We start from the raw sequence: 24,816 nt of genomic DNA, 5'->3' as shown, positions 1-24,816 counted from the left end.
ATCCTATACATACCTAGCTTAATCCCTCGCTATGAGCACACGAATCCTCCATTGCTCGACATCTGTTGAAAACTACAATATCTGCATTCAGCAAAATGTTGCGGGTTTCTCACATAAAGGGCCACAGCAAAATGACTTGATATACCTGGCTGTTAAAGTAGGGAAGAAAACTTTATGTGGTGCACGCTTTAAGTTAGATCAGGTAACAAACCATAAGCCCTGGCCGGATAGTGAGCGATATGTACATACTTTAAGTGTTAAGGAAGTTGAGTTTTGCTATCCTTTCGACATAGGTATATTGTCAGAAGCGGGAGGGAAACATTGGAGCATCAAGTATGTGCAATCCTCTAAACCTATCACTGATCAGGCGGCACGTGATTTATTAGACCGGGAATTTCAGACGAATAAGACTGAACATTTTATACCTTTTGAGGTAACTCCAATAGAAGTTGCTCCACCTATACCTGTTAAAACTCTTGAGCCTGTACCTGCTCCAGCTTACCAAGTACTGGACGAAGCACCGCTTATGCGCGATTCCATCAGGATTCAAGCGATGCTGGCTGATATTGGCGACCGGATGGGGTATAGCATTTGGCTTCCAAGAAATGATAGAAGCAGAGTATTAGAGATATGGCAGACCAAGAAAAGTTCTGTCTTGAATGATTTGCCCCTCAATTATGATCTTGATACTATCCGCACAATCGAAAACATCGATGTACTTTGGATAAAAGGTCGCACCATTGTTCGTGCCTATGAAGTAGAGCATACTACTTCAATCTATTATGGAATACTCAGAATGGCTGATCTGATGGCATTGCAGCCGAACCTCAACATAAATGCGCACATTGTTGCTCCTGAAGAAAGAAGAGGAAAAGTGATGCAGGAATTGTCCAGACCTGTATTCCGGCTACTTTTAGCCCATTCTTGTTCTTTTATCTCTTACAATGCAGTGGAGGATCTGGCAAAAGAAAAGAGGTTAAAGTTTATGACTGATGCTGTGATCGAAGATATCTCTGAATCAGCCAAGGAGACCCTTGTTTTTTAACCTCCCCATGCTCCTCTCCCTCCTCAGCCAAATCCCTTACCTCACCCCCGACGATATAGCTGCTTTCCTGTCGCTGTGGAAGAAGAAGGTGCAGCTGAACAGGTATGATTTTCTGATACGGCAGGGGCAGGTGGAGCAGGGGCTATACCTTGTCACGAGTGGGGCGCTGCGCATATACTACCCGCTGCCTAGCGAGGAGATCTGTGTGGGTTTCGGCTACCCGCATACCTTGCTGGTGTCGTTTCCTTCCTTTGTGGATGGCAGGCCCTCCGACTACTACATACAAGCCTTGAAGAAAAGTGAACTGCTAGGTATAAGCAAAGCCGATCTGATGCAGTTGATAGAGCAGCGACCGAACATCAGGCGCTTCTGGTACGAGCAACTCGAGAAGGCGCTGGTGGGCAAGATAGAGCGGGAAGTAGACCTGCTGCTGCCCGAACCAGAGCAGCGACTGCAGCGCGTCATGCAGCGGAGTCCGCACCTGTTCCAGCACATCCCCAAAAAGTACATCGCCTCATACCTGCGCATGTCGCCCGAAACGCTGAGCCGGATAAAGTAAGCGCTTTGTAAATCTTGATGCCCGTCAAGGATTGGAGATAGGCCATGCTATACCTTTGGTGCGTACAATCTAAAACGATGAAGACTATGAATGCCTTAGAACAACTCTCCCGCACCGTCGAAAACCAGAAGCACACCGCTATAGCCGCTTTTGTGCCACTTGATCTTTCCCTCCTCAACTACAAACCTGCCCCCAATAGCTGGAGCATATTCGAGTGCCTCGAGCACCTGAACCGCTACAGTCGCTACTACAACCCGGTTTTGGCAAAGGCTATTGCAGCAAATTCGGGCGGAAATCCTGAGCAAACCATCAGCTATACCTGGCTTGGCAAAAAGTCGCTGGATATGGTGCGGCCGGAAAATGGCAAAAAGAGCAAAACCGTGAAGCACATGAACCCCAACAACAGCCAGCTGAGCCGCCAGACGCTGGAAGAGTTTCTGGACCATCAGACCGAGCTGCTGCAACTTCTCGACAAAGCCAAAGGCGCCAACCTGAATAAGAAAGCTATACCTGTCGAGTTCTTCAAACTGCTGAAATTGCGTATCGGGGAGGCGCTGGAGTTTGTGACACTGCACCAGGAGCGGCATCTGCAGCAGGCCCTGAAAGTAAAAAAGCAGCTACCCATTAACCAGGCAGCTGCTTAAAATATTGTCGACAAGCTTTGAGAGAGCCTACAGCGAGTTGTAGTAGGCCACCAGTTTAGCCATGTCGCTGTCGTCGCGCAGGTTCAGCGCATTCGACTTGATGTAGGTCTCGAGGTAGTCTTTTTTGTCCGGAATGGCAGCCAGCAGGGAGCTTTTCGATTTCTTCACTTTTACAGCCTTATCGCCCTTTGCGATGTAATAGTCTTCGTTTTCCTGCACCTCTCTTTCGATGGTGGCCGAGCTATACTGCTTGCGGTCAAATATCTTTTTGGAGGTACGTTTCAAAAGTGCCACCTGCCCGTCTGCCAGCACTTCCATAAAGACATTAGCCGTTACCCCGTCGCCGCTATACCCTGAGCGGAAGGTGCGCTCTACCTGCTGGCTATTTTCGATATACCCAATCTTGAATTCCTGCACCGGCTCCAGGAGCTCTCTCAACTCTCCGTTCTTTCCCTTAAAGATGATGGCATCTTTCACCTGGTCATACATCAGATCGATGCCCTGGTAAACGGTGCCGTTTTTGAGCGTCAGGGAGCCTTTCGCCCAGTCCTTGTACAGGTATGGCGAGCCTATCATTGTGATGGTATTATACTCGTGTACCGGACGTGCCTCCATGTTGTTGGTGTGCGTAAACTGCGCCTCTGCGTTTGCACTGAACAAGCAGATTGCCAGCATAGACAGACCGAAACGTATAACAGCTGTTTTCATATACCTTGAGGTTTTAAATAATGGATTCATTTTTCAAAGAGATAAACACATCAACAGCTTTATCATACCTGGCCCAGCCGATTGGCTTTAATGTACCGCCTCACCAATAAAATAAAGCTAAACAGTGGATGAATATAAGACTTTCTTGTGAATAATTGCAGTCGGGCCTCCGGAATAGTATGAAGTCCATTTTGACCTTTTCTTAATGCGGCCAAAATTAACTTTCTTGCGCCCGATTTTGTTCTTACTCAGTCCCTCAGTAAACCGGACTGCCTTATCATGCGCGAAAAAATAGTTAGTTATAGTTTCTTCTTTCTTGGATTACTTTTGTTCGGATTTGCCAACGCCATTGCCGTGAAGGTGAAATACCTAGGCCTGCACCCTTGGGAGGTGCTGAACGTGGCACTCTTTCAACGCCTGGGCTTTACAATTGGTACCTGGAGCGTGGTCGTGGGTTTGCTCTTTGTTGCCATTTCGTGGTTCGTAAACCGCAAGTACATCAATGTGGGCACTTTCCTCAACGCGCTGCTCATCGGCCCCTTCATGGATATGTTCCTCTGGCTCGACATGCTGCCGTCGGCTACCAACACCTCGCTCGACTACCTGAACCTGGCCGCTTCCGTTATTATTGGAGGTATAGCCGGTGGGCTGTATGTAGCAGGCGGTGTGGGTGCCGGTCCCCGAGACGGGTTCATGCTGGCTTTGTCGGAGCGGCTGAATGCATCTGTGAGCCGCACCCGGATTGTGGTGGAGTGCGCGATTTTAGGTATAGGCTATGTGCTGGGCGGCCCGATCTTCATCGCCACCTTCTTCTATACCTTCATCATGAGTCCGATTTTCCAGGTCACGCTCCGCTTCTTCCAGAGAATGCGCAACAACCTGATAGAGGCTGAAGTGACGGCGTAACTCCTCAACTCTTAAACTTCTCTACTTTCACTTCTTCTTTATTACCCGTGTTCAGGTCGATCTGGAAGAGCTGGTGGCTGTTGGTGCTAGTGACCCAGAGGCGGCCGTTCAGGTATAGCACGTCGTTGGGTTCGAGCAGACCTGCGGTGAGGGTGCGTACGCGCTGGCGCTCCATATCGAGCACTTTGATCTTGCCATTGTAGGTATCGGCAATATACACGTCGCTGTCGATCACCTCCAGCCCGACGCAGTGTTGCAGCAGAGCATCGTCTACGTGGCCGTCCACATCACCAAAGTCGAAGAGTCCGCGGCCGAGCGGTGTAAGCACCATACCTGTTTTAAGGTTGACGGTACGGATGGCACTGGCTTCGGCGTCGGCCACATACAGCACTTCGCCCCGGATGGAAAGTCCGCTGGGCTGGTTGAAGGCGGCTTCGTCCAGCAGGCCGTCGGTGAGGGCTTCGCGACCGCTACCTGCAAAGCGGTATACCTGCTCAGTCTCCAAATCCATGCGCAGGATCTGGTGATTGCCGGCGTTGGCTATAAACATGCTGCGCCCCTGTATGAGCAGGTCCCAGGGACTGTTGGGGTTCACGGGTTCGCTGCGCTTGTCGTCGTGGAAGTAGTATTCGAGTTCGCCAGTGCCGGCGGCAGTGCTCACCAGTTGATGCTGCAGGTCTACTTTGCGGATGGCATTGTTTTTGGCGTCGGCTACATAGAGTATAGTGCCATGCAAGGCCAGTCCGTGTGGTTCGTTGAAGGTTGCCTCAGCATAGCCGCCATTGTTGAAACCCCGCTCTCCACTACCGATCACCTCGAGCACCTGCCCCTGCTGGTTCAACTTCAGGATGCGGTTGTGCCCGCTGTCAGACAGGTATAGGTTGCCTTCTGGGTCGTTGATCAGTTTGGAGGGGAAGGACAGGACATCGGTCTTGGGCTTCTCCGGCCGCACAGGTATAGACGTCCGGTTGAGCGCGTCTTTAAACTCCTCTTTCATGCGCTGGATGTAGGGCCGCACCGTGTCGTACACATTCTCCCCGGCATGCTGCCCCACCACTTTTCCGTTCGGGTCGATGAGCACAGTCGTCGGCCACGCTCGAACGCCGTACTGGTTCCAGATGGCAAAGTCGGCATCGTTCACCACCGGGTGCTCTATCCCGAATTTCTGAATGGCCTGCCGGATGGTTTCGGTCTGCTTCTCAGCATCGAACTTGGCGGAGTGTATACCGAGTATCACCAGCACATCGGCAAACTCTTCCTCCAGTCGGTTCAGGTCCGGCACAATATGCTGGCAGTTGATGCAGCCCAGTGTCCAGAAGTCCAGCAGCACGATCTTGCCTCTGAAGTCTTTGATAGACCAGCTCCGGTCGGTGTTGAGCCAGCCGTGCGGGGTGTTAATCTCTGGTGCATTGACGCGTCCGGTGAGCATTTCCGATTCCGTTTAGTGTGGATTATCTCGTACAGGTATAGCCCGGGAAAGGTTGTTTGTATAACGCCGGCCGGGAGCTTTTGGGTATGTGCGCTGTAGCCGACTTGCTATACCTGTGCGTGGCCATTGCCTGCAGCCAAAAGAGCACTTATGCCAAGAAGTTATTTTATCGTAAATTTGTGTAAAACAGCTGTGGCGCTATGGAGGAAACCTACCTTTCAGACTTCGGAACCATCCTGCTCTTCCTGATCGGGGGAGCAATCTTCGTGGTGATAGGTCTGTTTACCGCACGACTTATCCGCCCCAGCCGACCTAACCCCGAGAAGCTGACCACTTATGAATCGGGCGAAGAGCCGATCGGCAACTCCTGGGTGCAGTTCAACCCGCGGTTTTACGTGGTGGCGCTTATCTTCATCATTTTTGATGTGGAGCTCGCCTTCCTGTTTCCGTGGGCCACGGTGTTCGGCCGCCGCGACCTGATTGAAGCGACTGACGGCGTATGGGGCTGGTTTGCCCTGATCGAGATGTTTATCTTCATCGGTGTGCTGGCGCTAGGCCTGGCTTACGCCTGGGTAAAAGGCCACCTCGACTGGATCAAACCCAAGCCTGTGGTGCCGCAGAGCCGTTCCCGTATACCTAATGAGGTATACCAGCGCGTGAATGAGCGGAAGTATGAGGTAAAGAAGTAGTTTTTCGGCAGAAGACCCTGATTAAGGACTTTGTGACAAAAGACTACCTGACAAAGGACAAAAGAATATAACGGAAGGTATAGCCAAAAGCTGGTTTTAAGCGCCTTCCTTTTCACAGCATTTAATTCATCATTTAGATTTGAACATTCCTCAGGACAAGACGGGAGAAGGCGGTGTGATCATCACCAAACTGGACGATCTGCTCAATTGGGCACGACTCACCTCGCTGTTCCCGATGGGTTTTGGTCTGGCCTGCTGCGCTATCGAGATGATGGGGGCTTACGCCTCCGGCTACGATCTCGACCGCTTCGGCATCATACCCCGTGCCTCCCCTCGTCAGTCGGATGTGATGATTGTGGCCGGCACCGTCACCTTTAAGATGGCGGATCGGGTGCGCAGGCTTTATGAGCAGATGCCGGAGCCGCGCTACGTAATCTCGATGGGAAGCTGCTCTAACTGTGGCGGCCCTTACTGGGAGCACGGCTACCATGTGGTAAAAGGCGTGGATCGTATTATACCTGTTGACGTGTACGTGCCTGGCTGCCCGCCAAGACCGGAGGCACTGATTGGAGGCTTCCTGCGCCTGCAGGAAATCATCCGCCAGGAAACCATCCGCGAGCCAAGAGCCGTGCAGCAGATCATGGCGAAAAGAATGCGTAATGACGAATTAACAATGAATAATGAGGAGGCAGAAAAGGCTAATGGGGCGGTGAAAACGAATAGTGCAGAATCAGGAATGAGTCATGATCCATCAAAGCCGGATGATCAGCAAAATCTGGACGCTTAAAACAATTGGTCATTAAAAATTCATTCGTCACTAATCATTATTAATCACTCATTCACTCAACAATATGACCTTCAGAGAGATAAAGGACTTTATAGCAGCGCAGTTTGGGGCGGAGGTAATCGTTTCGGAGAACACCGACAACCTGCAGCCTTACCTGGTGCTTCAGCCGGAGCGCCTGGCAGAGGTATGCTTCGAGCTGCACGACAACGAAGCAACTTATTTCGACTTCCTCTCCAGTGTGACAGGTATAGACAACGGCCCGGAAGCTGGTACGATGGAAGTGGTGTATAACCTCTACTCTATACCTTACGACCATCACCTGATGCTCAAAGTGATCGTGCCGCGCAATAGCACACCAGCAGAGCCTATACCTGTCGTGCCGACTGTGAGCTACATCTGGCGCACCGCAGACTGGCAAGAGCGCGAGATCTTCGACCTAGTGGGCATTCTCTTTAAAGACCACCCGGACATGCGCCGCATCCTCTGCGCTGCCGATTGGGAGGGCCATCCACTCCGCAGGGACTATCAGCTACAGGACTACTACCATGGCATCAAGGTACCCTACGACCAGCACAACGAAAACAGCGGCTTCCGGGGAGAGCCTGTTAAGTTGATCTCACATGAAGATCCCTTTACCGATAAGCGGGAGAAGCCAGAGGCGTAGCGCAAATAATTTAGTTTAGCATCTTCTCAAAGCACACACTATTCTCCACGCCGGCATACTGCCCATAGTTCGGAATTAGCTGATAGCCGTTCTTTTGGTAAAGCCCGATGGCTTCCGGCTGTTTCAGCCCAGTTTCTAGGATACACTTGTCGAAAGAGAGTTCACGGGCCCAATCCTCCAGTTCAGCCAGTAATTTAGTAGCTATACCTTTACCTCTCCCGTCTGGCAGCACGTACATGCGCTTCACCTCCATTGTGCCCGACTCAAATTCCTTTATCGCCCCACAGCCCAAAGGGGTATCGTCTTCGTAAGCCAGCACTACATGCTTTATCTTATCGATCTTGTTGTATTGCGCATAAAAGGTGTGCTCTTCTCCGTCCCGCAACGCCAGATCCGCATCGAGCAGTTTTACTAAGGCTACAAAGTCAGGATCATCCGAATCGGTTCTTTTCAGGTATAGCATGGGTGATGATGGCGATCAAATCTTAACGAGCTCTACCCTTCTGTTCTGCGCTTTGCCCTCTTCTGTGCTATTGTCGGCGATGGGGTTTTCCTGCCCGAATCCTTTTGATGTTAAGCGGTCTGGGGATATTCCGGCTCCTGATACTTCAGCTCTGACAGCTGAGGCTCTGCTTTCGGACAGGTTTTGGTTGTGCTCCTTGTTTCCTGAATTATCAGTATAACCGTTTATCGCAATTTTGAGCGCAGGGTCCTCTTTCAAAACCTTTACAATTTCGCTTACCACTTCCATTCCGTCAGGCTTTAGAGTGGCTTTGTCGGTGTCGAAGTTGATATGCAGAACAGTTTTGCCATTTTCCAAAAGGTCTTGCTTGATCTTTTCAGAAGTTATTTTGGTGATGGTCTGCTCAAATGGCTTTTCCTGCACAATCTGGATAGAGGTAGAGCTTGGCATTCCTTTACCCATTGCGATGTAAACATTGCCGTCGTTGCGTCTGATCACATAAGTGACAATCGGATTGTTCCAGATGTCTATACTGCCATTGTCTCCTGCATAAGTACATAGGTTTTTGTAAGTATCTTTTCGCTCTCCCTCCAGCTTTCCTTCAAACACCTTCACGCCGCCGGCTTTGATGATGGCATCTTCAAAACTCTTCTCCAGAAAACGTCCGCTCACTCTCGTCTCACTTTTACGGTCCGGATGTACGTGCGCTCTGAATGTTTTGCCCTCTACTTCATAGACGCTTTCCGGGGTGACAAATACGATAAAATCAAAACCGATTACTTTAGCATTGTTGATATACTTAGCACCTTCGGGAGCCGTGAAAAACGGAAAATCGCCGATATCTTCCGACGAAACAGGTATAGCGCTGACATCAAACACCGGACTTTCTATAGGCTGATTGGCTACAGCTGGGTTTTCTGCTGCAACGTTTTCTTCGGGAGCAAGCACGGTCTCTTGTTGCGAACTCTGGTTGGTTTCGCTCTTTTCATTGTTGCAGGCAAGCAACAATAGCATTGATAGTAGTGCGATAAATGTCTTTTTCATTTCTGTTTTATTTAGGGTGTACAATGTCGCGTTATACCTGTTAACTGTGTTTCTTTACGATCGCAGTCACAATATTTTGCTTAAAGTCTTTGCTCTCATTTGGTTTGCTCAGTAGCCCGCACAGTCTGACCATTAACAGCAATTATACCTTTGTAGTCAAAAACATCCAGGTCGTTATTGGCATATACCGGAAAAGCGCCTTTATACTATACCTTAAAAGCGGAAGGTAGCGCCACGGTATCGTTAGCTGCATTTGTAAAGGCATAAGCAATGGCCTCACCGTTAGTTTTGCCGCCAAAGTGCCCGGCATAGTCCATCAGTTTATCCTCATTGTCTTTAAAAGACTTCACATTCATGCCCTTGTTAAGCAAGATGCTATACTTCTCCAGCGCGGGAACATTAGTCAACGTAAAGCGGCAATTCATCAAACCTGTTTTCATCTCTAGTTCTACATGTCCTTTGAGATGAGGCTGTGCCAGCAGGGGAGCTATTAAAACGAACAGGAAAGCTGTCGTAAATACTATACTGCGGTAAAATTTCATAGTTAGTTTACTGGCTAAGTAAGTGGTTGTGATACTGTTCGCGAGAAAAACCATACTTCGGATTGATGATAATCCCAATGACGGGTTTAATGGTCCGTGGCTTGGCGAAGGGCGGGATTTTTAGCACAAATGTTTCTACGAAACACGTCAGCCCGCCTTTTGTCAGGCCGTTGTTACAGGCAGTGTTTTTTGTTCACTTATAATCAGGATAATTGCATAAAGCTTGCCCCGATAACTTTCAATGTGCCGCTAAAGCGTTTCCAAACTCTAAAATATCTAAATTTTCCTTCTAAAGGTGTTCCCATCATTTTTCCTTTCGCTGTCATTGTAACAATTGAAAGTGCAGTGTCGCCCGATATTTTAATGTCGTTAATTTCTGTTGAAGCATCTTCAATAATCATTGTCTTCGCTCTGTGCGAGTTCAAGTCCATTTCTTTAGTTACAATTTGTCCTGTCGGTGCAACTGCAACTAAATCATCGTGCAATAGTTGGTCAAGAATGTCTACATTGCTTGCAAGCTGAGCCGAGAAAAGTCTGCTTTCCGCTTCAACAACATTTTTTCTGGTAATTTCTGTTTTATCCATTTCATAATTTTAATACTGCGTAACGTGTTGGTATAGCAGATGCGCGGCTTCAGCCGAAGCATACCTGCTATACTTTGTGCTTGTTGCACAACCTATTGAAGATAGTCGTAAAAGCATATGATACCAAATCTTTAATGGGATGCAGGGCAGGAAAACTTTCGAAGACGAGCGGGAGCTGCGTTTCTCGCCCTCGGCGCACGTGCCGGCGCACAACTTCTACCGGCGGCTCAAGGACAGGCTCGACCTCTCGTTCCTCTACCAGCTGACTGGAATTGCAATGTTTTACTGGAGGCTTTTTCTCAGGCAGCGATTTTTTGTTGATATAATTCTTCCTCGACCTGGCAAGGGGGCAGGTAGCCCAGTGCCGAATGCCTTCTCTTCCGGTTATAGAAGCCTTCGATGTATTCAAATACAGCCAGCCGGGCCTGTTGCCTGGTGGTGAACTTGTGGTGGTAAACCATCTCGGTTTTCATCCTCTTAAAGAAGCTCTCGGCCAGGGCATTGTCCCAACAATTGCCTTTTCTGCTCATACTCTGCTGTACCGGCATCCCCTCCAGCTGCTCTCTAAAGGCACTGCAGGCATATTGCACGCCCCGGTCAGAGTGGAACAGCAGGTCTCCACTCAAGGGCCTGTTGCCCAGCGCCATCTGAAAGGCCGCCACCGTGGTTGCCTCTGCCTCCATGGTCTCACTCAGGGCCCAGCCCACCACTTTCCGGTCGGCCAGATCCAGTACTGCCGTCAGGTAGAGCCAGCCTTCTTCTGTGCGGATGTAGGTCAGATCTGACACCCACTTCTGGCCCGGTCTGGCTGCTGTAAAGTCCCGGTTCAAGTGGTTTTCTGCCACTCTAAAGCCATGGCTGGAGTCGGTGGTGTTGACCCGGTATTTTTTTCGTATAATGCTCTGAATCTGATGCTTCTGCATTAACCTGGCGATGCGGGGACGGGAGGCTTTGATGCCCTTCTCCTGCAGCTTAAAGCTGCTGCGGGGGCTGCTGTAGCGGCCCTTGCTTTGCTGGTGGACCTGCCTGATCTGCGCCACCAGCTGCTCTTCTTTGAGCGCCCGCTGGCTCTCTGGGTATTTCAGCCAGTAATAGAACCCGCTGGTGTTCACCTTCAGCACTTTACACATCTTCTCTACGGGATATTGGTGCCGGTGCTCTTTTATGAATCCGAATACCGCCCGTCTCCCTTGGAGAAGATGCTGATGGCCTTTTTTAGGATGTCTCGCTCCAGCTGCGCCTCCTTTAGCTCTTTTTGCAGTCGTTTGATCTCCTTTTGCTCCTCACTCATGCCTTCGGTAGTGCGCACCGGCACCCCTTCCTTCTGGCGCCATTTGCTCAGCCTGCCGGGGTCAATACCCAGTTCCAGCGCCACTTCTCTTACCGACCCCCTGGCATAGGACAGGTCAATGGCCATCCGCTTGAAGGAGGCCTCATACTCTCTTTTTTCCATAATCGTTAAATGTAACACTTTCTGTGAAGCTGCCCATCAAGAAGCCTCCAGTCAAAGGTAGCAAGTTCATACGCCCTGCTGGAGCGGGAGGGCATTAGGGCCTTCATCCCGCCCCACAGCACCTACAGGGACGGCCCCGCGGGATTCACCTACAACAGAGAAGACGACTACTGGCTTTGCCCCGAGGGCAGGAAGGCCACCTTCCGAAAGGAGCTCGTCAACGCCAAACGCAACAACGTCCGCTCCAGGCTCTTCCTGACCACAAGAAAAGACTGCAAGGGCAGCCCCCGCAAGGAGAGCTGCATCGGAGGGCAGCACGAGAAGAAAGTGAATATCACCTCCTTCCGCGACGAGTATGAGCGGGCCATCGCCCGGGTCCATAGCCGCTGGGGCCGGCGCATGAAACGGCTCCGGCAGGCCACTGTGGAGCCGGTGCTAGGCACACTGCTCGACTTCCTGGGCATGCGAAAAGTCAACACCGGGGCTGGAGCTGGCTCACAAGGGGATGCTGCTGGCGGCCGCGGCCTACAACCTGCAGAAACTACTGCGCTTTACACCAAAAAGAAGCCAAGTGGCCGTCATGGCCCTGCCCAAGCCGGAGCAGGTAGTATTTATCAAGATGGTTTTGGGGAGCAAAAAGAGAAGTGGAATCAGAAAAGCTATAGAGATCAGAAGTTGCTGAGGAGTTGTGCAACAGCTACCTGTGTTGTGGGATGGGCTATTTACTCAGCTGCTAAATCTTTCGCCTTTACGATTACCACTTCTCCATTTCTTGAGAATACAAGCTCTCCATCCTCCTTTTGTTTTCTGCGAATAAGCTTTTCAACTGCAAGGTCTAATCCCTTTAGTATCTTGTTGCGTAAATCAACTGTATCTATCTTGTTCTTATTCATGGCTCAACTCCTTTAGCTTTTCCCAAACTGATTGACTCTGTATTTTTAACTCCTGTTCTTGCTGTCCTTCTGCCACTATGTTATAGGGGGTTTGAGAATTATCAATGATAATCCAATAGTCACAAATAGGGATGAACAACTCAAAAAGGTTTTTAACTCCTTTTTTATATCTTCTACGGATTACATCTTCGGGAATATGGTGGCCACCTTCCGCTACTCGGTTTTTCACACGTTGTATAGCCAGCTCAGGAGACGCTAACCAGAAATAAATGAGGGTAACATTATACCCACTTTCCCTAGCTCTCTTGATTGTCTGCGCATAGCTTCTTGTAGCGAGTGTGGTCTCAATGGCAAAGTCTTCCTTCTTTCTTAGTAACTCGTCAATTCTTTGAAGCATGATTCTGCCTGCTTCTACGGCCACCTTCTCTGGTTGAAAAGGTGAGAGTCCGCGCGCAATCTCGTCTGCATTAACAAATTCACGACAGCCCAGCATTTCAGGAAGAACTGTAAATGAAGCTGTTGTTTTACCAGCACCGTTACAACCCGATATGATGTATAAATTTGGCATTCGTATTTCCTTTACCAAATATACATTACTTTGTCATATTTGTTAGCAATTCATCTTTTGCCTTACCCACAACCTTTAGATTAGCGCGATATTATTTTTCCAATACACCCAGCACCCTTTTACCAGGTATAGGAGTACAGCTTTTATACCTTCAGAGCAGCCAGTGCACTACCCGCTAACAAGGCGGGACTGGTCCTAATAACCGATTCAGACTGGCTGCTTTTTTATAAACCCGCAGGCGGGGGTCATATAGATTTTCGGGACACGAGGGCCCATTATAAAGGTTTCGATCCGCAGCTTGCATAACTAAAACAAAAGATATGGAAAAGCCTATCAATCTGCAAGCCCCGGCCTTCATACTGGGCATCGATGTGTCAAAGGACAGCCTGGACGTGTGCCTGATTAGAATCAGCGACCACCAGCAGCTCTGCCACAAGCTTAACAACAACCCCTCGGGCTTCCGGCGCATGAAGACCTGGCTCAAGCAGCACGGCTGCGAGGCGGGGCCTGAGACGCTCTGCCGCCTGGAGCACACGGGCCTCTACACCCGGCAGGTGGTGCATTATCTGATGGCCAGGGACGTGCAGGTGTGGATGGAGAGCGCTTTGCAGATCAAGCGCTCCATTGGCATGGTGCGTGGCAAGGACGACAAGGTGGACGCGCAACGGATCGCCCGCTACGCCCTTTTGCACCAGCGCGAGGCCAGGTGCATAAACCTGTCGGGCGTGACGCTGGAGCGGCTAAAAGACCTGCAGGCCAACCGAGGCAGGCTGCTCAAGGCACTACAGAGTATCAAAGTTACCATCAAGGAACTGCTGGCCGTAGATCCCGTGTCGGGCAAAACGCTCGAGCAGGTAAACAAAAAAGCCATCAGGGGACTGGAGAAGAGCATGGAGCAGGTGGAGGAGAAGATGCAGGAGTTCATCGCCAAAGACGATGAGCTAAAGAAAAAGTATGACCTGCTCACGGGCATCAAGGGCGTGGGCAAAGTGCTGGCCATCTCGCTGCTGGTCTACACGCAAGGGTTCACCAAGATGGACGACGCAAGGAAGCTGGCCTGTTACTGCGGGGTGGCCCCGTTTGAGTATCGCAGCGGCACGAGCGTGATGGGAAGGACGGGTGTCTCGAAATTTGCCAATAAAGAGCTCAAGCATATTCTCCACATGGCCGCCATCAACAGCGTCCGCTTCAACGAGGAATTCAAGCTCTACTTCGAGCGCAAGGTAGGGGAAGGCAAGAGCAAGATGAGCGTCATCAATGCCGTCAGAAACAAGCTCCTCCATCAGATTGTGGCCGTGGTGAAACGGGGGACGCCTTATGAACTGAAATTGAAGAATATTTAGAACAAACCCCTTGTTTTACCCATAGATTTCGGACTTAGCCATAAGGTGGCGTAGCTGGCTTATGGGTGTGGTTATGAAATGTTATTCTCTACTCGAGAAGATTTCACATTCAATCTTCAATTCTCCAATTGTAGCTGCCAAAGGTTCAAACCTAAAAAAGCATGTATCACTATACCAATCAAGTCTTTCAAAGTAAATATTGAAGTCTCCATTCACTGTGTCAGAACGATAATATGAAGAGTCACTCCATCCAAACTTCAGTATTCCTTGTCCATTTACAAAACCAGTCATTCTTAACTCCATTGAATTAGGATGAATTGCCTGTTTATCAATTACAATAAAAGTTTCTTTTGCTCGGTCATCTAACTTCATACTAATTGTTCTTGAAGTCACCCACAAACTATTATTAATTGATATTAAGATATATATGAAGCCTCCTATTATAATAGCTGCAATTATAGCACTCACTATTCCAGCAATTCTTAAAGGGGTTCTATTCATCTTTTATTTTTCATAACTAGTGTATAAACGGAATAAACATCCCGTTTTTTGTCGTTTTCAACAAATAACCGGAATCGGACTACCGAATATACTATATATCCCTTAAACTATACCTCAATATCCAATTTCCTTCGCTAAAACTACTCCCCATAATTCCCCCATTTTTCCGAACTTTGCTCAACTCGTATTAAACTCATAACTAAACCTCCCTTGTCTACCACGCACAAAGAATACCTGCTGCAGTCGGAGCCGAACAAGTTCAGCCTGGAACACCTGCAGGCGGGCGAGATGATCGTGAATATGGGGCCGCAACACCCGAGTACGCACGGTGTACTGCGCCTGGAGGTGGTCACAGACGGGGAGATCATAACTGAAGTGGCGCCCCACATCGGCTACTTGCACCGCTGTTTCGAGAAGCATGCCGAGAGCATGGCCTATAACCAGACCATCCCCTACGTGGACCGCATGGACTACCTGGCTGCCATGAACTCGGAGCATGTGTGGTGCATGGGCGTGGAAAAGCTGCTAGGTATAACCGATCAAATTCCGAAGCGGGTGGAGTATATCCGGGTCCTGGTGACGGAACTCAACCGCCTGGCTTCGCACTTCCTGGCTATTGGTACTTACGCCATTGACATCGGGGCTTTCACGCCTTTCCTGTGGCTGCTGCGCGACCGGGAGCACATCCAGCGTTTGCTCGAGTGGACGAGCGGCGCCCGTATGCTGTATAACTACATCTGGGTGGGAGGCTTGTACTACGACCTGCCTATCGGTTTCGAGGAGCGCTGCCGGGAGTTTATTCATTACCTTAAGCCCAAGCTCGATGAACTCGACACTATCCTGCTCACCAACAAGATCTTCATCGACCGCACGGCCAATGTGGGTATACTGCCGCTGGATGTGGCCATCAACTATGGCTGCTCCGGCCCGATGCTGCGTGGTTCCGGCCTGCGCCACGACCTGCGCCGGGTTGATGGGTATAGCGTTTATCCGGAGCTGGAATTTGATGTACCGATCGGCGAAGGTATGATGGGTAGCACCGGCGACTGTTGGGATCGCAACTATGTGCGGGCACTCGAATGCCGTGAGTCTGTTAAAATTATCAGCCAATGCCTTGATAAGTTGGTAGGTGAGCACAAGCGCACCCCCGACTTCGATCCGCAGGCCGCCTGCCCTAAAAAAATGCGCATGACCGGCACACAGGAACTCTACTTCCGGGGCGAAACACCACGCGGCGAGCTGGGTTACTTCTTCCGCACCACCGACCGCAGCGATGTGCCTTTCCGCTGCCATGGCCGCGCCCCAAGCTTCGTGAACCTCTCCGTACTGCCCGAAATCAGCCGCGGCTGCATGGTAGCCGACCTCATTGCCATCGTGGGCTCCGTTGATATCGTGCTGGGCGAAGTGGACCGGTAAACTCCTTGCCACTTCTGGCTGGCACTGTTAAGGACAATACATTATGGCTTCCTTTCAAAACTCATGGCAATAGTAGCCGTTAAAAATCACTGATGTGCTTTTTGTTGCACTCCGAGAATCACACGAATTTCCTGTAGCATGCATATGAGATTGAACCAGCTATTCACCATACATCTTCTTTGGCTTAGTATACTTTTTGTACCTGCCACAGCCATGGCACAGGTGCAGAAGCCTCCGCAGCAGAAGCCGAAAACAGATACGCTGAAGTCTGTAAGTGATGATTTCTTCACACTACCCGCCGACACCATACTTCCCGGTCAGAAACACCCTTTTACAGAGTCGCAGCGACGGGAGGGCGACAACAAACGCTACCTCAAGCGGGCCGTTATACCTGCCGCCGTGCTTATTGGTGCGGGTGTATATACCATGGGGGGACACGGTATCTTGAACAGTGATGATGTTTTTAACTACCGGCACAGGGTCTTCCCTAAGTTTGCAACCAATGCCGATGACTTCGCTATGCTGGCTCCGCTGGTTGGCTTGTATGGCTTCAACATCATATCGTCGCAGAACAGGCACGAACTCGGACGCCAGACTTTGCTGCTCGTTTCATCCGGAGCACTCGCATCGGCAATTGTCTGGCCTACCAAGAAACTGACAGACAGAGATCGTCCAAATGGCAAGCCTTATGCCTTCCCATCAGGTCACACGGCCTACGCGTTCACGATCGCTACCTTTATGGACAAAGAGTTCCGGCACAAGAGCCCCTGGGTAAGTGTGGTGAGTTATGGTATAGCCGGCGGTACCGGTGTGCTGCGTGTGCTGAACGATGCGCATTGGCTTTCTGATGTGCTGGCTGGCGCTGGCGTAGGTATACTGTCCGTGAACACTGTTTACTGGATACATGCCAAGCTCACACAGGGCGGCGGCTTGAACACGGCCATGTACCCGGTTGTATTACCTAACGGGCAGATGGGTATGGCCATGTCGTATACTTTTTAATTCCCAGTAATTTCAAACAAGGTATAGCCTGGCGCTTTTCGCTCTATAAGGAGGCGCCAATTCTTTTTATATCTTTACCACATGCCCATACGCCGTCTGCTTTTATGCTTATACCTATATCTGCAGGTGAGCCTTGCTACCGCACAGGTATACCAGGTGCAGGGCTCGGTGCGGGATGCCAACACTCGTGAAAAACTACCCTTCGTGAGCATCGTGGTAAACGGCGGCGAAACAGGCACTACCTCTAACCTGGAGGGGCAGTACCAGCTCCAACACAACCGCCCGATCACTAGCCTGCGCTTCAGTTACGTGGGTTATACCCCGCAAACGATCCCGGTTGATTCACTTTCCAGACTAGATATTGCCCTGCGCCCCTCGGCGGCCCAACTACGGGAAGTCGTGATTCGATCCGGCATCAATCCGGCGCACCGCATCATCCAGCTGGCTAACCAGAACCGTGACCGCCACCGCCTAGAAAGCATCCCGGCTTATACCTACCGCACTTACAACAAATTCATCCTGACTGCCAACGCCCCAGATGAACTCGATCTGAGTGATACCCTGCGTCTTTCTGAGGAAGACTCGTCCACTTTGCGCATGCATAACCTGCTGGCCAAACAGCACCTCTTCCTGATGGAGAGCATCACGGATTATGCGCAGCTGGGCAAAACTCTTTCAAAAGAAACGATCCTGGCAACCCGGGTATCGGGGCTGCAGCAACCCAGCTTTGGCGTGGTGGCCGCCGAGGCACGTGTGTTTTCAGTCTACGACGACATGCCGGTGTTCTTTGGCAAGCGCTACCTGAGCCCTCTGAGCAACGGCAGCATCAGGCGTTATGATTTTGTGCTTCAGGAAACCGCTGTGGTAGGGCCCGATTCGGTCTTCATCATCTCGTATGCGCCACAACCCGGCAAGAATTTCAATGGCCTGAAAGGCTTACTGTACATCAACAGCGACGGCTGGGCCGTGCAGAACGTAGTGGCCGAGTCGCATGCCGATGACAAGCGCGGCCTGAAGCTGCAGCAGCAGTTTGTAAAAGTCGATAACCGGCAGTGGTTTCCTTCGGAGCTGGATGTGGAGATAACCGTGCAACAGATCTACATGCGGGGCCACCAGCCTTACGCACACATCCGCACCTACATCACCAACGTTAACCTGAACCCACCGCTCCAGCGAAGCGATTTTGGAGTCATCGCGCTAGACCAGCGGCCGGATGCCTGGCGTCAGCCGGAACAACTCTGGCAACAGTACCGTCACGATTCGCTGTCACTGAAAGAGCAGACCACCTACCAGCGCCTCGACAGCGTGGGTCAGGCGCAAAAGCTCGACCGCACCATCCGCACCATGGAGTACCTCATGGCAAAGCAGCTCCCCATCGGCCCCATCAGTCTGGACTTGAACCGGTTAATTAAGGTGAGTCGCTTTGAGGGAATGCGTTTAGGTATAGGCGCCCATACCAACAACCTCCTTTCGGAGCGTTTTACGGTTGGCGGCTACTGGGGCTATGGCTTGCGTGATAAGGAGCACAAATACGGAGCTGATGCTGCTGTTAAACTGCACAAGCCATCTGAACTCACAATTTCGGCGGCTTATGCCGTAGACGTGGAAGAACCGGGTGGCCGGCGGTTGCCTTTCCGGGAGCGTAGTCTGCTCAGCGATCTGCGTCCTGCCCTCTTGCCTAACCTGGACTATACCACCCAACGAAGCGCCAGCCTGAGCGGGCGGATGCTGCGCTATGTGCAGTGGCAGGCAGGTATACGGCAGGAGCAGCGGCGGCCAACACTGCCGCTTTTCACGCCAGAGCCAGGTATAGGTATGCCAGAATTTAATTTGGCTGAAGTAACGGCAGGCCTACGCTTTGCCTATGGCGAGCAATACATGCAACTGTTCAACCGCATGCTGCCCATACCAGGCCGTTACCCTGTGCTCTGGCTCCAATACAGAAAGGGCATCGATGCTATGGAAAGCGACGGCTATACCTATAACAAGTTCGACTTGCGTGCGGAGGGTGCCTTCCGGCAGCGCAGCCTCGGCGAGACTCGCTTTGTGCTGGCAGGCGGCTGGGTGCAGGGCGATGCGCCTTTCGTGAGCCTGTACAATGGCTACGGCAGCTATAGCTCCAATTACAAGGTATATGCAGGTGAGGGTTTTGAAACGATGCGTTCCTACGAGTTCTTCTCTGATCGCTACGTAGCTTTGTTCCTCCGTCAAGATCTGGGCAAGCGCCTGCTCAACACCAAACTCTTTAAACCTGATCTGGTCCTCGTGCAGAACATGGGCATCGGCGACCTGCGCCAGCCTATACCTGATTTGCAGTCCCTGGAGTACGATAGCATGCGCAAAGGCTTTTTCGAGTCCGGACTGATGCTCAACAATGTTATCAGTTCTGCCTTTTCGGGTGTTGGGGTGGGTGCCTTTTACCGCTACGGTCCTTATGCCCTGCCACGAGCTAAGGATAACCTCAAAATCAAGCTGACGGCCACGCTGGCGTTTTAATTGTACGGGCTTTGCGAGAGCAAACTGTTCCCTTTTCTATACCTGTTACTGCTATACCTTGTAAAGGCGTTCCGCTAAGTGCAGGCCTGTAAAATGCGCACAACCATCTCCAGTCAAAGAAGTATAAAAATAACGTATGAAAATCCTATCCGCTCAACAAACCCGTGAAGCTGATGCACAGACCATCAGCGAGAAAGGCATTGCTTCAGAAGAATTGATGGAAAGGGCGGCACGGGCCTTTACAGGGTGGTTTGAAAACAAGTTCACGCCGGAGCAACCTGTCTGTATCTTCTGCGGTCCCGGCAACAATGGCGGCGATGGCCTGGTAGTAGCCCGCCTGCTACACCAGCGCCTCTACGATGTGCAGCTATACCTGGTTAACGACGGAGGCCAAACGTCCCCGGATTTTCAGATCAACCTGGAGCGATTGCCGCACGAGGTACCTCCCCACCACATCAAAAGTAAAGATGACCTGCCTGTTATACCTGACAATGCCTGCATAATTGATACCCTGTTCGGCACCGGCCTTTCCAGACCCGTCATAGGGCTCTATGCCGAGGTGATCAAGTGGCTAAATGAACAAAATAACTATATCGTCGCTATTGACATTCCTTCGGGTTTGTACACCGATAAGCAAACACCTGCCGAAGGAGCGATTATTCAGGCGGATCATACGGTAAGCTTCGAGCTTCCTAAACTTGCTTTTTTTCTGCCCCAGCATGAAGCTTACGTAGGAGAATGGCACAGTGTCTCTATCGGTCTGAGTCCCGCATACCTGACAGAGGCGGATTCGAACTTCCATTATGTGGTGCAGAAAGAGATGCAGCAACTGCTAAAGCCGCGCAGCAAATTCTCTCATAAGGGCACTTATGGGCACGCGCTGCTGCTTTGCGGAGGCTACGGCAAAATAGGAGCGGCAGTGCTTGCGGCCAAGGCTTGTCTGCGTAGTGGTGTAGGCCTGCTTACTGTACAGGCGCCTGCCATTGGCTATGATGTACTGCAAACGGCCGTGCCCGAAGCCATGCTTATACCTGATAGCAACCGCAAGCATTTGTCCAGGCTGCCAGAGTCCATGGAGAAGTTTAACGCCATCGGTATTGGACCGGGCATCGGTACAGAAAGAATGACCAAAACGCTTTTGGGTCAGCTACTGGCCACCACGGATCTGCCTCTCGTCATCGATGCCGACGCCATCAACCTGATCGCCAGCAGCAACAAACTCAAGGCACAGCTTCCTAAAGGAAAAGTTATCTTCACGCCACACCCCAAAGAGTTTGAACGACTGGTCTGCAAAAGCAATAACGAATACGAGCGGTTAGAGGAGCTTCGGGAGTTCTGCCGGGTATACCAATGCTACATGGTGCTCAAAGGAAGTCACTCAGCCATCGCCACACCCGAAGGAGACATCTACTTCAACACGACCGGTAATGCAGGTATGGCTACAGGTGGAACCGGCGATGTGCTGACTGGCATCCTAACTGCCCTGGTAGCGCAGGGCTATACCTTAAAAGAGGCCTGTCTGCTGGGCGTATACCTGCACGGACTGGCCGGAGATCTGGGCAAAGATACGGTAGGAGAAATTGCCCTGATCGCCTCGGATGTGATTCAGCATCTGCCACAGGCTTTTCAAAAGTTGAGTCACACTTAGCTAACAGCCAGGTATACGAAAGCAAAATGTACCAGCATGGCACCATCGGCCAGCAGCGCATAATAAATCCGAGGCTTCTCTTCTGAGGCATTCCACACGATCAGGCCAGCCACAAGGGCAGCGCTCATCAAACTTATGAGAATAGCTCCTTCTTCCGTCAGCAGCGCCAGCAACAGGTATAGCAGCAAAAGCCCAAGGGATAGTAACCGGGTATAGTTTTCTCCTAGCAGCCCGGGGAAGGTGAGGGTACGGGTACGGCGGTCGTAGGTATAGTCGCGGATGTCGAACAGCAGGGCCAGCGCCAGAATGAACAGGAATCGCCGCAGCCAGAGCAGCATTACCGGGCTGTCCAGCTGCACTGCTGCATCAATCAAGGGAAACAGCACCGTTACGGCAGACCAGACCAGCGCGATCAGAAAAACCTTCAGCAAAGGCACACTCCGGAAAGGTTTGAAACGCTTGCGCGCAAGCGGTACAGTATACCCTACTGAGATGAGCGCCAGCACCAACACAAACCACAAGTTAATCTGAAGCTTAAACAGAAAGAACAGGATAACAGCCCCCACCAGGCTTACCAAAGCCAGTACAGCCAGCTTCCGCTGATGGCGGATGTTCCACGGCTGTCCGGTCTCGCCGGCACGCCAGCCGCGCCACGTGCGCTGCAAACTGCTGGTGTTGTAGGTAAAGAGGGTCGCCAGAAACACAAAGCCCGCCATGGGCAGCGATACTCTGTTGCCTGTCAGTAAGTATGTTTCTACTGTTAGTCCGAAAGCGCAGAGTGAAATGAACACGCTGCTGTAGAGCAAGGATTCTATACCTGCTCTCAGCCAATTAGCCAGCGGTTGTTGGCGTTTTATGTCGCTGTGTTCTCTTTCTAACATCCTCCTCCGCAAGTTCGCAATTCAGGTACGGCTTTCAAACCCTGACCGACTCTAAATAAAAAAAGCCTGACACAGGTTTTACCCCATATCAGGCTTTACAGGAAAAGTAAAGTTTTAGATCGTGCTTTTCGACTCTGTCTCAATAAAGGTAGTGTCGTATAGTCTGATGCTCTCCTTGATGATCTCGTAAGCCTGCTCACGACCCAGGAACTGCTCTACGATTACTTCTTTGTGTTCCAGTTTCTTATAGTCTTCAAAGAAGCGACGCATCTCCAGCAAAGTATGCGGAGGCAATTCAGAGATATCGTTGATGTGACGTACCGACATATCGTTGTTCGCTACGGCTATAATTTTGTCGTCTTCTTCGTTGTTGTCGATCATGCGCATTACACCGATCACTTTCGCATCGATCAGGCACATAGGCACCACGTCCAGCGAACAGATTACCAGTATATCAAGCGGATCTTTATCGTCGCAGTAAGTTTTAGGTATAAAGCCATAATTGGCAGGGTAGTTCACCGAAGAGAAAAGTACACGGTCGAGTTTGAGCATACCGCTTTCTTTATCCAACTCGTACTTTGCTTTCGAACCTTTTGGAATTTCAATAATAGCAGTAACGACTGCCGGGGCCTCTTCACCGTAGCTCACGCTGTGCCACGGGTTATTCTTTTCTAAATTCTCCATCATATAATCTTTCTTAAAAGCTGCCGTTTATTTCGTCCCGACAGGTATTGTTACTTCATTAATTCTTGCAAGGGGCGTCCCACGCTGCCATTTGGCTCCTGTATATAAAGCCACGACGCAATGGTTGGGGCAATGTCGGCTACTGCGGTTTCAGCGGAGCTTTCGCCCGGCTTCACTTTCCAGCCATACCATACCAATGGCACGTGCGTGTCGTAGTTGCTGTACGAGCCGTGTGTCGTGCCTTTTTGCGGTCCGCTACCGTAGCCTTCAAACCAGCCGGGCTGCAGCACCACAATCACATCGCCGGAGCGCTGCGCATTGTAGCCACTCTCCACACGAGACATTAGGCCACCAGACCAGCCCACACGCTGTATTGCATCAGCTGATACGGCTCTTGCTACACCTTCAAAACGCATCACATAGTTAGCAGCTGCTTCCTGCACATCAATTTGCTTCAGCTTTTTGCCTTCAATCGTTTTGTGGTCCAGGTATACCTGTTGGTTTGTATAGCGCTCCACCCAGCGGCCTTTGCCAAACGTCTTGTTGAGGTGCTGCTCTAGTGAGTCGCGCATAATGCCAGAGGTAGCTATACCTGCCGGTATCTTAAGCGATTCCATATAAGTCGGTACGTGCGCCGCGCCATGGTCTGCTGTCAGGAAGATCAGGATGTTGTCTTTGCCAATTTCCTTCTCCAGCAAGTTAATCAGTTCTTCAATCTCACGGTCCAGGCGCAGGTAGATATCCTGCACTTCAATAGAGTTTGGTCCAAATGAGTGCCCGACATAGTCAGGTGTAGAGTAGCTCAGTGCCAGAAAATCAGTGTGACTGCCTTTGCCCAGATTCTCGCCGCGCAGGGCTGCTTTGGCAAACTCTGTGGTGAGTGTATTGCCGGCAGGTACAGAGCGGATCAATTCATAGTCTTTGCCACGGAGGGCAGGGATGTTGTGCGGGAATACCGGACTTTCTTCGCCTGGCAGAGCACGCTCCCACGGCATGTCGTCTGCTGTACTTTCGGTATACTGTTCTATTGGTAAAAGTGTGTTCCATACCTCACCCAGCATTTTATCCGGATGTTTTTGGTTGTTGAATTCCTGTACCCAACTCGGCAGTGCGTTCGCATAAAACGTGCTCGTAATCCAGTTTCCGGATGGGGAATCAAACCAATAGGCTCCGTTGGCAACATGGCCGGCTGGCAAAATCGCCCCTCTGTCTTTCAGCGCTATACCTACCACTTTGGACTGCATGTTGTTGGAAAGGCGCAGTTCGTCAGTGATCGTGGTTGTCAGCAGGTTTCGCGGCGACATCAAACCAGCGTCCGAAGTGCTGCCTACCGTTTTCACAGTCTTATCCTCCACACAGTACATGGATTTACCTGTGGCTCTTTCGTACCACGAGTTTCCGATGATACCATTCAGGGCAGGTACACTGCCTGTATAAACCGAAGCGTGGCCCGGACCTGTATAGGTCGGTACGTAACTGTATTGGTTATTTTTGAAGTTGAAGCCTTGTTTTACGAGTCGTTTAAATCCGCCTTCGCTATACTTATCCCAGTAGCGGTACAGAAAATCGTAACGCATCTGGTCTACCACGATGCCTACCACCAGCTTCGGCCGGCCTTCTACGCCTGTTACTGATTGGCTTGGCTGCTCTTTAGTTACTACGCTTGGGCTATTGGCTGTATTAGCTGTAGTACAAGCTTGCGCAGCAACCAGGAGCACTGCTACTATCAAAGTCTGAATACCGGATCTTAAACCGCTTAACTTCATGTGTTTGTTGTTGAGTTTCTCAAATATAAGGAACACTTACCAACTAATCGGCTGGCATGCATTCCTGTATTCGATGTTTTAACAAAAATATAACACACTGT

The 24,816-nt window shown here is 50.7% G+C and carries 26 protein-coding genes and 1 pseudogene; 13 read left to right on the top strand and 14 right to left on the bottom strand.

Annotated elements, in window-relative coordinates:
* The first annotated feature begins 31 nt into the window (after positions 1-31).
* The 3 genes from K3G39_RS16845 to K3G39_RS16835 all read left to right on the top strand — a co-directional run bounded on the left by K3G39_RS16845 (position 32) and on the right by K3G39_RS16835 (position 2,248).
* Positions 32-1,045 (top strand): hypothetical protein, encoded by a 1,014-nt coding sequence (locus tag K3G39_RS16845; RefSeq protein ID WP_220627343.1) that lies wholly within the window; start codon positions 32-34, stop codon positions 1,043-1,045.
* Positions 1,035-1,604, top strand: a complete 570-nt coding sequence (locus K3G39_RS16840; RefSeq protein ID WP_220627342.1) for a Crp/Fnr family transcriptional regulator — start codon at positions 1,035-1,037, stop codon at positions 1,602-1,604. The genes K3G39_RS16845 and K3G39_RS16840 overlap by 11 nt, the downstream gene beginning before the upstream one ends.
* Before the next feature lie 86 nt (positions 1,605-1,690).
* Positions 1,691-2,248 (top strand): DinB family protein, encoded by a 558-nt coding sequence (locus K3G39_RS16835; RefSeq protein ID WP_255594436.1) that lies wholly within the window; start codon positions 1,691-1,693, stop codon positions 2,246-2,248.
* A gap of 27 nt (positions 2,249-2,275) precedes the next feature.
* Here the strand turns inward: K3G39_RS16835 and K3G39_RS16830 are convergent, their stop codons facing one another.
* A complete protein-coding gene (locus K3G39_RS16830) occupies positions 2,276-2,956 on the bottom strand; it encodes a hypothetical protein (RefSeq protein WP_220627340.1) in 681 nt (226 codons plus the stop codon).
* A 279-nt stretch (positions 2,957-3,235) separates the two neighbouring features.
* Between K3G39_RS16830 and K3G39_RS16825 the strand changes: the two genes are divergently transcribed.
* The gene (locus K3G39_RS16825; RefSeq protein ID WP_220627339.1) at positions 3,236-3,862 is read left to right on the top strand and encodes a YitT family protein; all 627 of its coding nucleotides are present in this window, start codon (positions 3,236-3,238) and stop codon (positions 3,860-3,862) included.
* A 4-nt stretch (positions 3,863-3,866) separates the two neighbouring features.
* On the opposite strand, the gene K3G39_RS16820 is transcribed toward K3G39_RS16825, so the two are convergent.
* On the bottom strand, positions 3,867-5,291 hold the full coding sequence (locus K3G39_RS16820; RefSeq protein WP_220627338.1) for a thioredoxin-like domain-containing protein: 1,425 nt from the start codon (positions 5,289-5,291) through the stop codon (positions 3,867-3,869).
* A gap of 200 nt (positions 5,292-5,491) precedes the next feature.
* On the opposite strand from K3G39_RS16820, the gene K3G39_RS16815 reads away from it, so the two are divergent.
* The 3 genes from K3G39_RS16815 to K3G39_RS16805 all read left to right on the top strand — a co-directional run bounded on the left by K3G39_RS16815 (position 5,492) and on the right by K3G39_RS16805 (position 7,431).
* The gene (locus tag K3G39_RS16815) at positions 5,492-5,980 is read left to right on the top strand and encodes an NADH-quinone oxidoreductase subunit A (protein ID WP_220627337.1); all 489 of its coding nucleotides are present in this window, start codon (positions 5,492-5,494) and stop codon (positions 5,978-5,980) included.
* Positions 5,981-6,119: 139 nt separating this feature from the next.
* Entirely contained in the window at positions 6,120-6,767 is a 648-nt protein-coding gene (gene nuoB, locus K3G39_RS16810) for an NADH-quinone oxidoreductase subunit NuoB (protein ID WP_255594435.1), read from the top strand.
* A gap of 64 nt (positions 6,768-6,831) precedes the next feature.
* Positions 6,832-7,431 carry an NADH-quinone oxidoreductase subunit C gene (locus K3G39_RS16805; protein WP_220627336.1) on the top strand — a complete coding sequence of 200 codons (600 nt, stop codon included), beginning with the start codon at positions 6,832-6,834 and terminating at the stop codon, positions 7,429-7,431.
* A 10-nt stretch (positions 7,432-7,441) separates the two neighbouring features.
* Here the strand turns inward: K3G39_RS16805 and K3G39_RS16800 are convergent, their stop codons facing one another.
* The 6 genes from K3G39_RS16800 to K3G39_RS16775 form a co-directional block, all read right to left on the bottom strand.
* The gene (locus K3G39_RS16800; protein WP_220627335.1) at positions 7,442-7,894 is read right to left on the bottom strand and encodes a GNAT family N-acetyltransferase; all 453 of its coding nucleotides are present in this window, start codon (positions 7,892-7,894) and stop codon (positions 7,442-7,444) included.
* Positions 7,895-7,909: 15 nt separating this feature from the next.
* Positions 7,910-8,938: an OmpA family protein gene (locus tag K3G39_RS16795; protein ID WP_220627334.1), complete on the bottom strand. Its 1,029-nt coding sequence runs from the start codon at positions 8,936-8,938 to the stop codon at positions 7,910-7,912.
* 206 nt (positions 8,939-9,144) lie between these two features.
* The gene (locus K3G39_RS16790; RefSeq protein ID WP_220627333.1) at positions 9,145-9,480 is read right to left on the bottom strand and encodes a hypothetical protein; all 336 of its coding nucleotides are present in this window, start codon (positions 9,478-9,480) and stop codon (positions 9,145-9,147) included.
* A 203-nt stretch (positions 9,481-9,683) separates the two neighbouring features.
* Entirely contained in the window at positions 9,684-10,064 is a 381-nt protein-coding gene (locus K3G39_RS16785; protein WP_220627332.1) for a nuclear transport factor 2 family protein, read from the bottom strand.
* A gap of 299 nt (positions 10,065-10,363) precedes the next feature.
* Entirely contained in the window at positions 10,364-11,230 is an 867-nt protein-coding gene (locus tag K3G39_RS16780; RefSeq protein WP_370627275.1) for an IS3 family transposase, read from the bottom strand.
* Positions 11,227-11,517 carry a transposase gene (locus K3G39_RS16775; protein WP_220627331.1) on the bottom strand — a complete coding sequence of 97 codons (291 nt, stop codon included), beginning with the start codon at positions 11,515-11,517 and terminating at the stop codon, positions 11,227-11,229. Before K3G39_RS16775 ends, K3G39_RS16780 begins: the two co-directional genes overlap by 4 nt.
* Before the next feature lie 75 nt (positions 11,518-11,592).
* Here K3G39_RS16775 and K3G39_RS21210 point away from each other — a divergent pair.
* Positions 11,593-11,982: pseudogene (locus K3G39_RS21210) on the top strand (transposase); the annotation flags it as partial.
* Between the two features lie 257 nt (positions 11,983-12,239).
* Here the strand turns inward: K3G39_RS21210 and K3G39_RS16765 are convergent.
* The gene (locus tag K3G39_RS16765; protein WP_220627330.1) at positions 12,240-12,410 is read right to left on the bottom strand and encodes a hypothetical protein; all 171 of its coding nucleotides are present in this window, start codon (positions 12,408-12,410) and stop codon (positions 12,240-12,242) included.
* Positions 12,403-12,978, bottom strand: a complete 576-nt coding sequence (locus K3G39_RS16760) for a zeta toxin family protein (RefSeq protein ID WP_220627329.1) — start codon at positions 12,976-12,978, stop codon at positions 12,403-12,405. Before K3G39_RS16760 ends, K3G39_RS16765 begins: the two co-directional genes overlap by 8 nt.
* A 320-nt stretch (positions 12,979-13,298) precedes the next feature.
* Between K3G39_RS16760 and K3G39_RS16755 the strand changes: the two genes are divergently transcribed.
* Positions 13,299-14,321 (top strand): IS110 family transposase, encoded by a 1,023-nt coding sequence (locus tag K3G39_RS16755; protein WP_220627328.1) that lies wholly within the window; start codon positions 13,299-13,301, stop codon positions 14,319-14,321.
* A gap of 81 nt (positions 14,322-14,402) precedes the next feature.
* Here K3G39_RS16755 and K3G39_RS16750 read toward each other — a convergent pair whose 3' ends face one another.
* Positions 14,403-14,822, bottom strand: a complete 420-nt coding sequence (locus tag K3G39_RS16750) for a hypothetical protein (protein ID WP_220627327.1) — start codon at positions 14,820-14,822, stop codon at positions 14,403-14,405.
* Between the two features lie 210 nt (positions 14,823-15,032).
* On the opposite strand from K3G39_RS16750, the gene K3G39_RS16745 reads away from it, so the two are divergent.
* The 4 genes from K3G39_RS16745 to K3G39_RS16730 all read left to right on the top strand — a co-directional run bounded on the left by K3G39_RS16745 (position 15,033) and on the right by K3G39_RS16730 (position 21,384).
* Positions 15,033-16,238 (top strand): NADH-quinone oxidoreductase subunit D, encoded by a 1,206-nt coding sequence (locus K3G39_RS16745; RefSeq protein WP_220627326.1) that lies wholly within the window; start codon positions 15,033-15,035, stop codon positions 16,236-16,238.
* A gap of 144 nt (positions 16,239-16,382) precedes the next feature.
* Positions 16,383-17,240, top strand: a complete 858-nt coding sequence (locus K3G39_RS16740; protein ID WP_220627325.1) for a phosphatase PAP2 family protein — start codon at positions 16,383-16,385, stop codon at positions 17,238-17,240.
* 126 nt (positions 17,241-17,366) lie between these two features.
* Positions 17,367-19,736, top strand: a complete 2,370-nt coding sequence (locus tag K3G39_RS16735) for a DUF5686 and carboxypeptidase-like regulatory domain-containing protein (RefSeq protein ID WP_220627324.1) — start codon at positions 17,367-17,369, stop codon at positions 19,734-19,736.
* A 136-nt stretch (positions 19,737-19,872) separates the two neighbouring features.
* Positions 19,873-21,384: an NAD(P)H-hydrate dehydratase gene (locus K3G39_RS16730; protein ID WP_220627323.1), complete on the top strand. Its 1,512-nt coding sequence runs from the start codon at positions 19,873-19,875 to the stop codon at positions 21,382-21,384.
* Here the strand turns inward: K3G39_RS16730 and K3G39_RS16725 are convergent.
* From K3G39_RS16725 to pafA, 3 genes are all read right to left on the bottom strand, one after another.
* A complete protein-coding gene (locus K3G39_RS16725; protein ID WP_220627322.1) occupies positions 21,381-22,265 on the bottom strand; it encodes a UbiA family prenyltransferase in 885 nt (294 codons plus the stop codon). The genes K3G39_RS16730 and K3G39_RS16725 overlap by 4 nt on opposite strands.
* Positions 22,266-22,379: 114 nt before the next feature.
* Complete coding sequence (locus tag K3G39_RS16720; protein WP_220627321.1) at positions 22,380-22,952, bottom strand: inorganic diphosphatase; 573 nt, start codon at positions 22,950-22,952, stop codon at positions 22,380-22,382.
* Positions 22,953-22,999: 47 nt separating this feature from the next.
* Positions 23,000-24,715: an alkaline phosphatase PafA gene (gene pafA / locus K3G39_RS16715; RefSeq protein WP_255594433.1), complete on the bottom strand. Its 1,716-nt coding sequence runs from the start codon at positions 24,713-24,715 to the stop codon at positions 23,000-23,002.
* Positions 24,716-24,816 lie beyond the last annotated feature (101 nt).

It is taken from the genome of Pontibacter sp. HSC-14F20 (assembly GCF_019599265.1).
In the GTDB taxonomy this organism is placed as follows: Bacteria; Bacteroidota; Bacteroidia; order Cytophagales; family Hymenobacteraceae; genus Pontibacter.
Note: the sequence above shows the minus strand (reverse complement) of the source record. Positions and strands in the feature narration are given on the sequence as shown.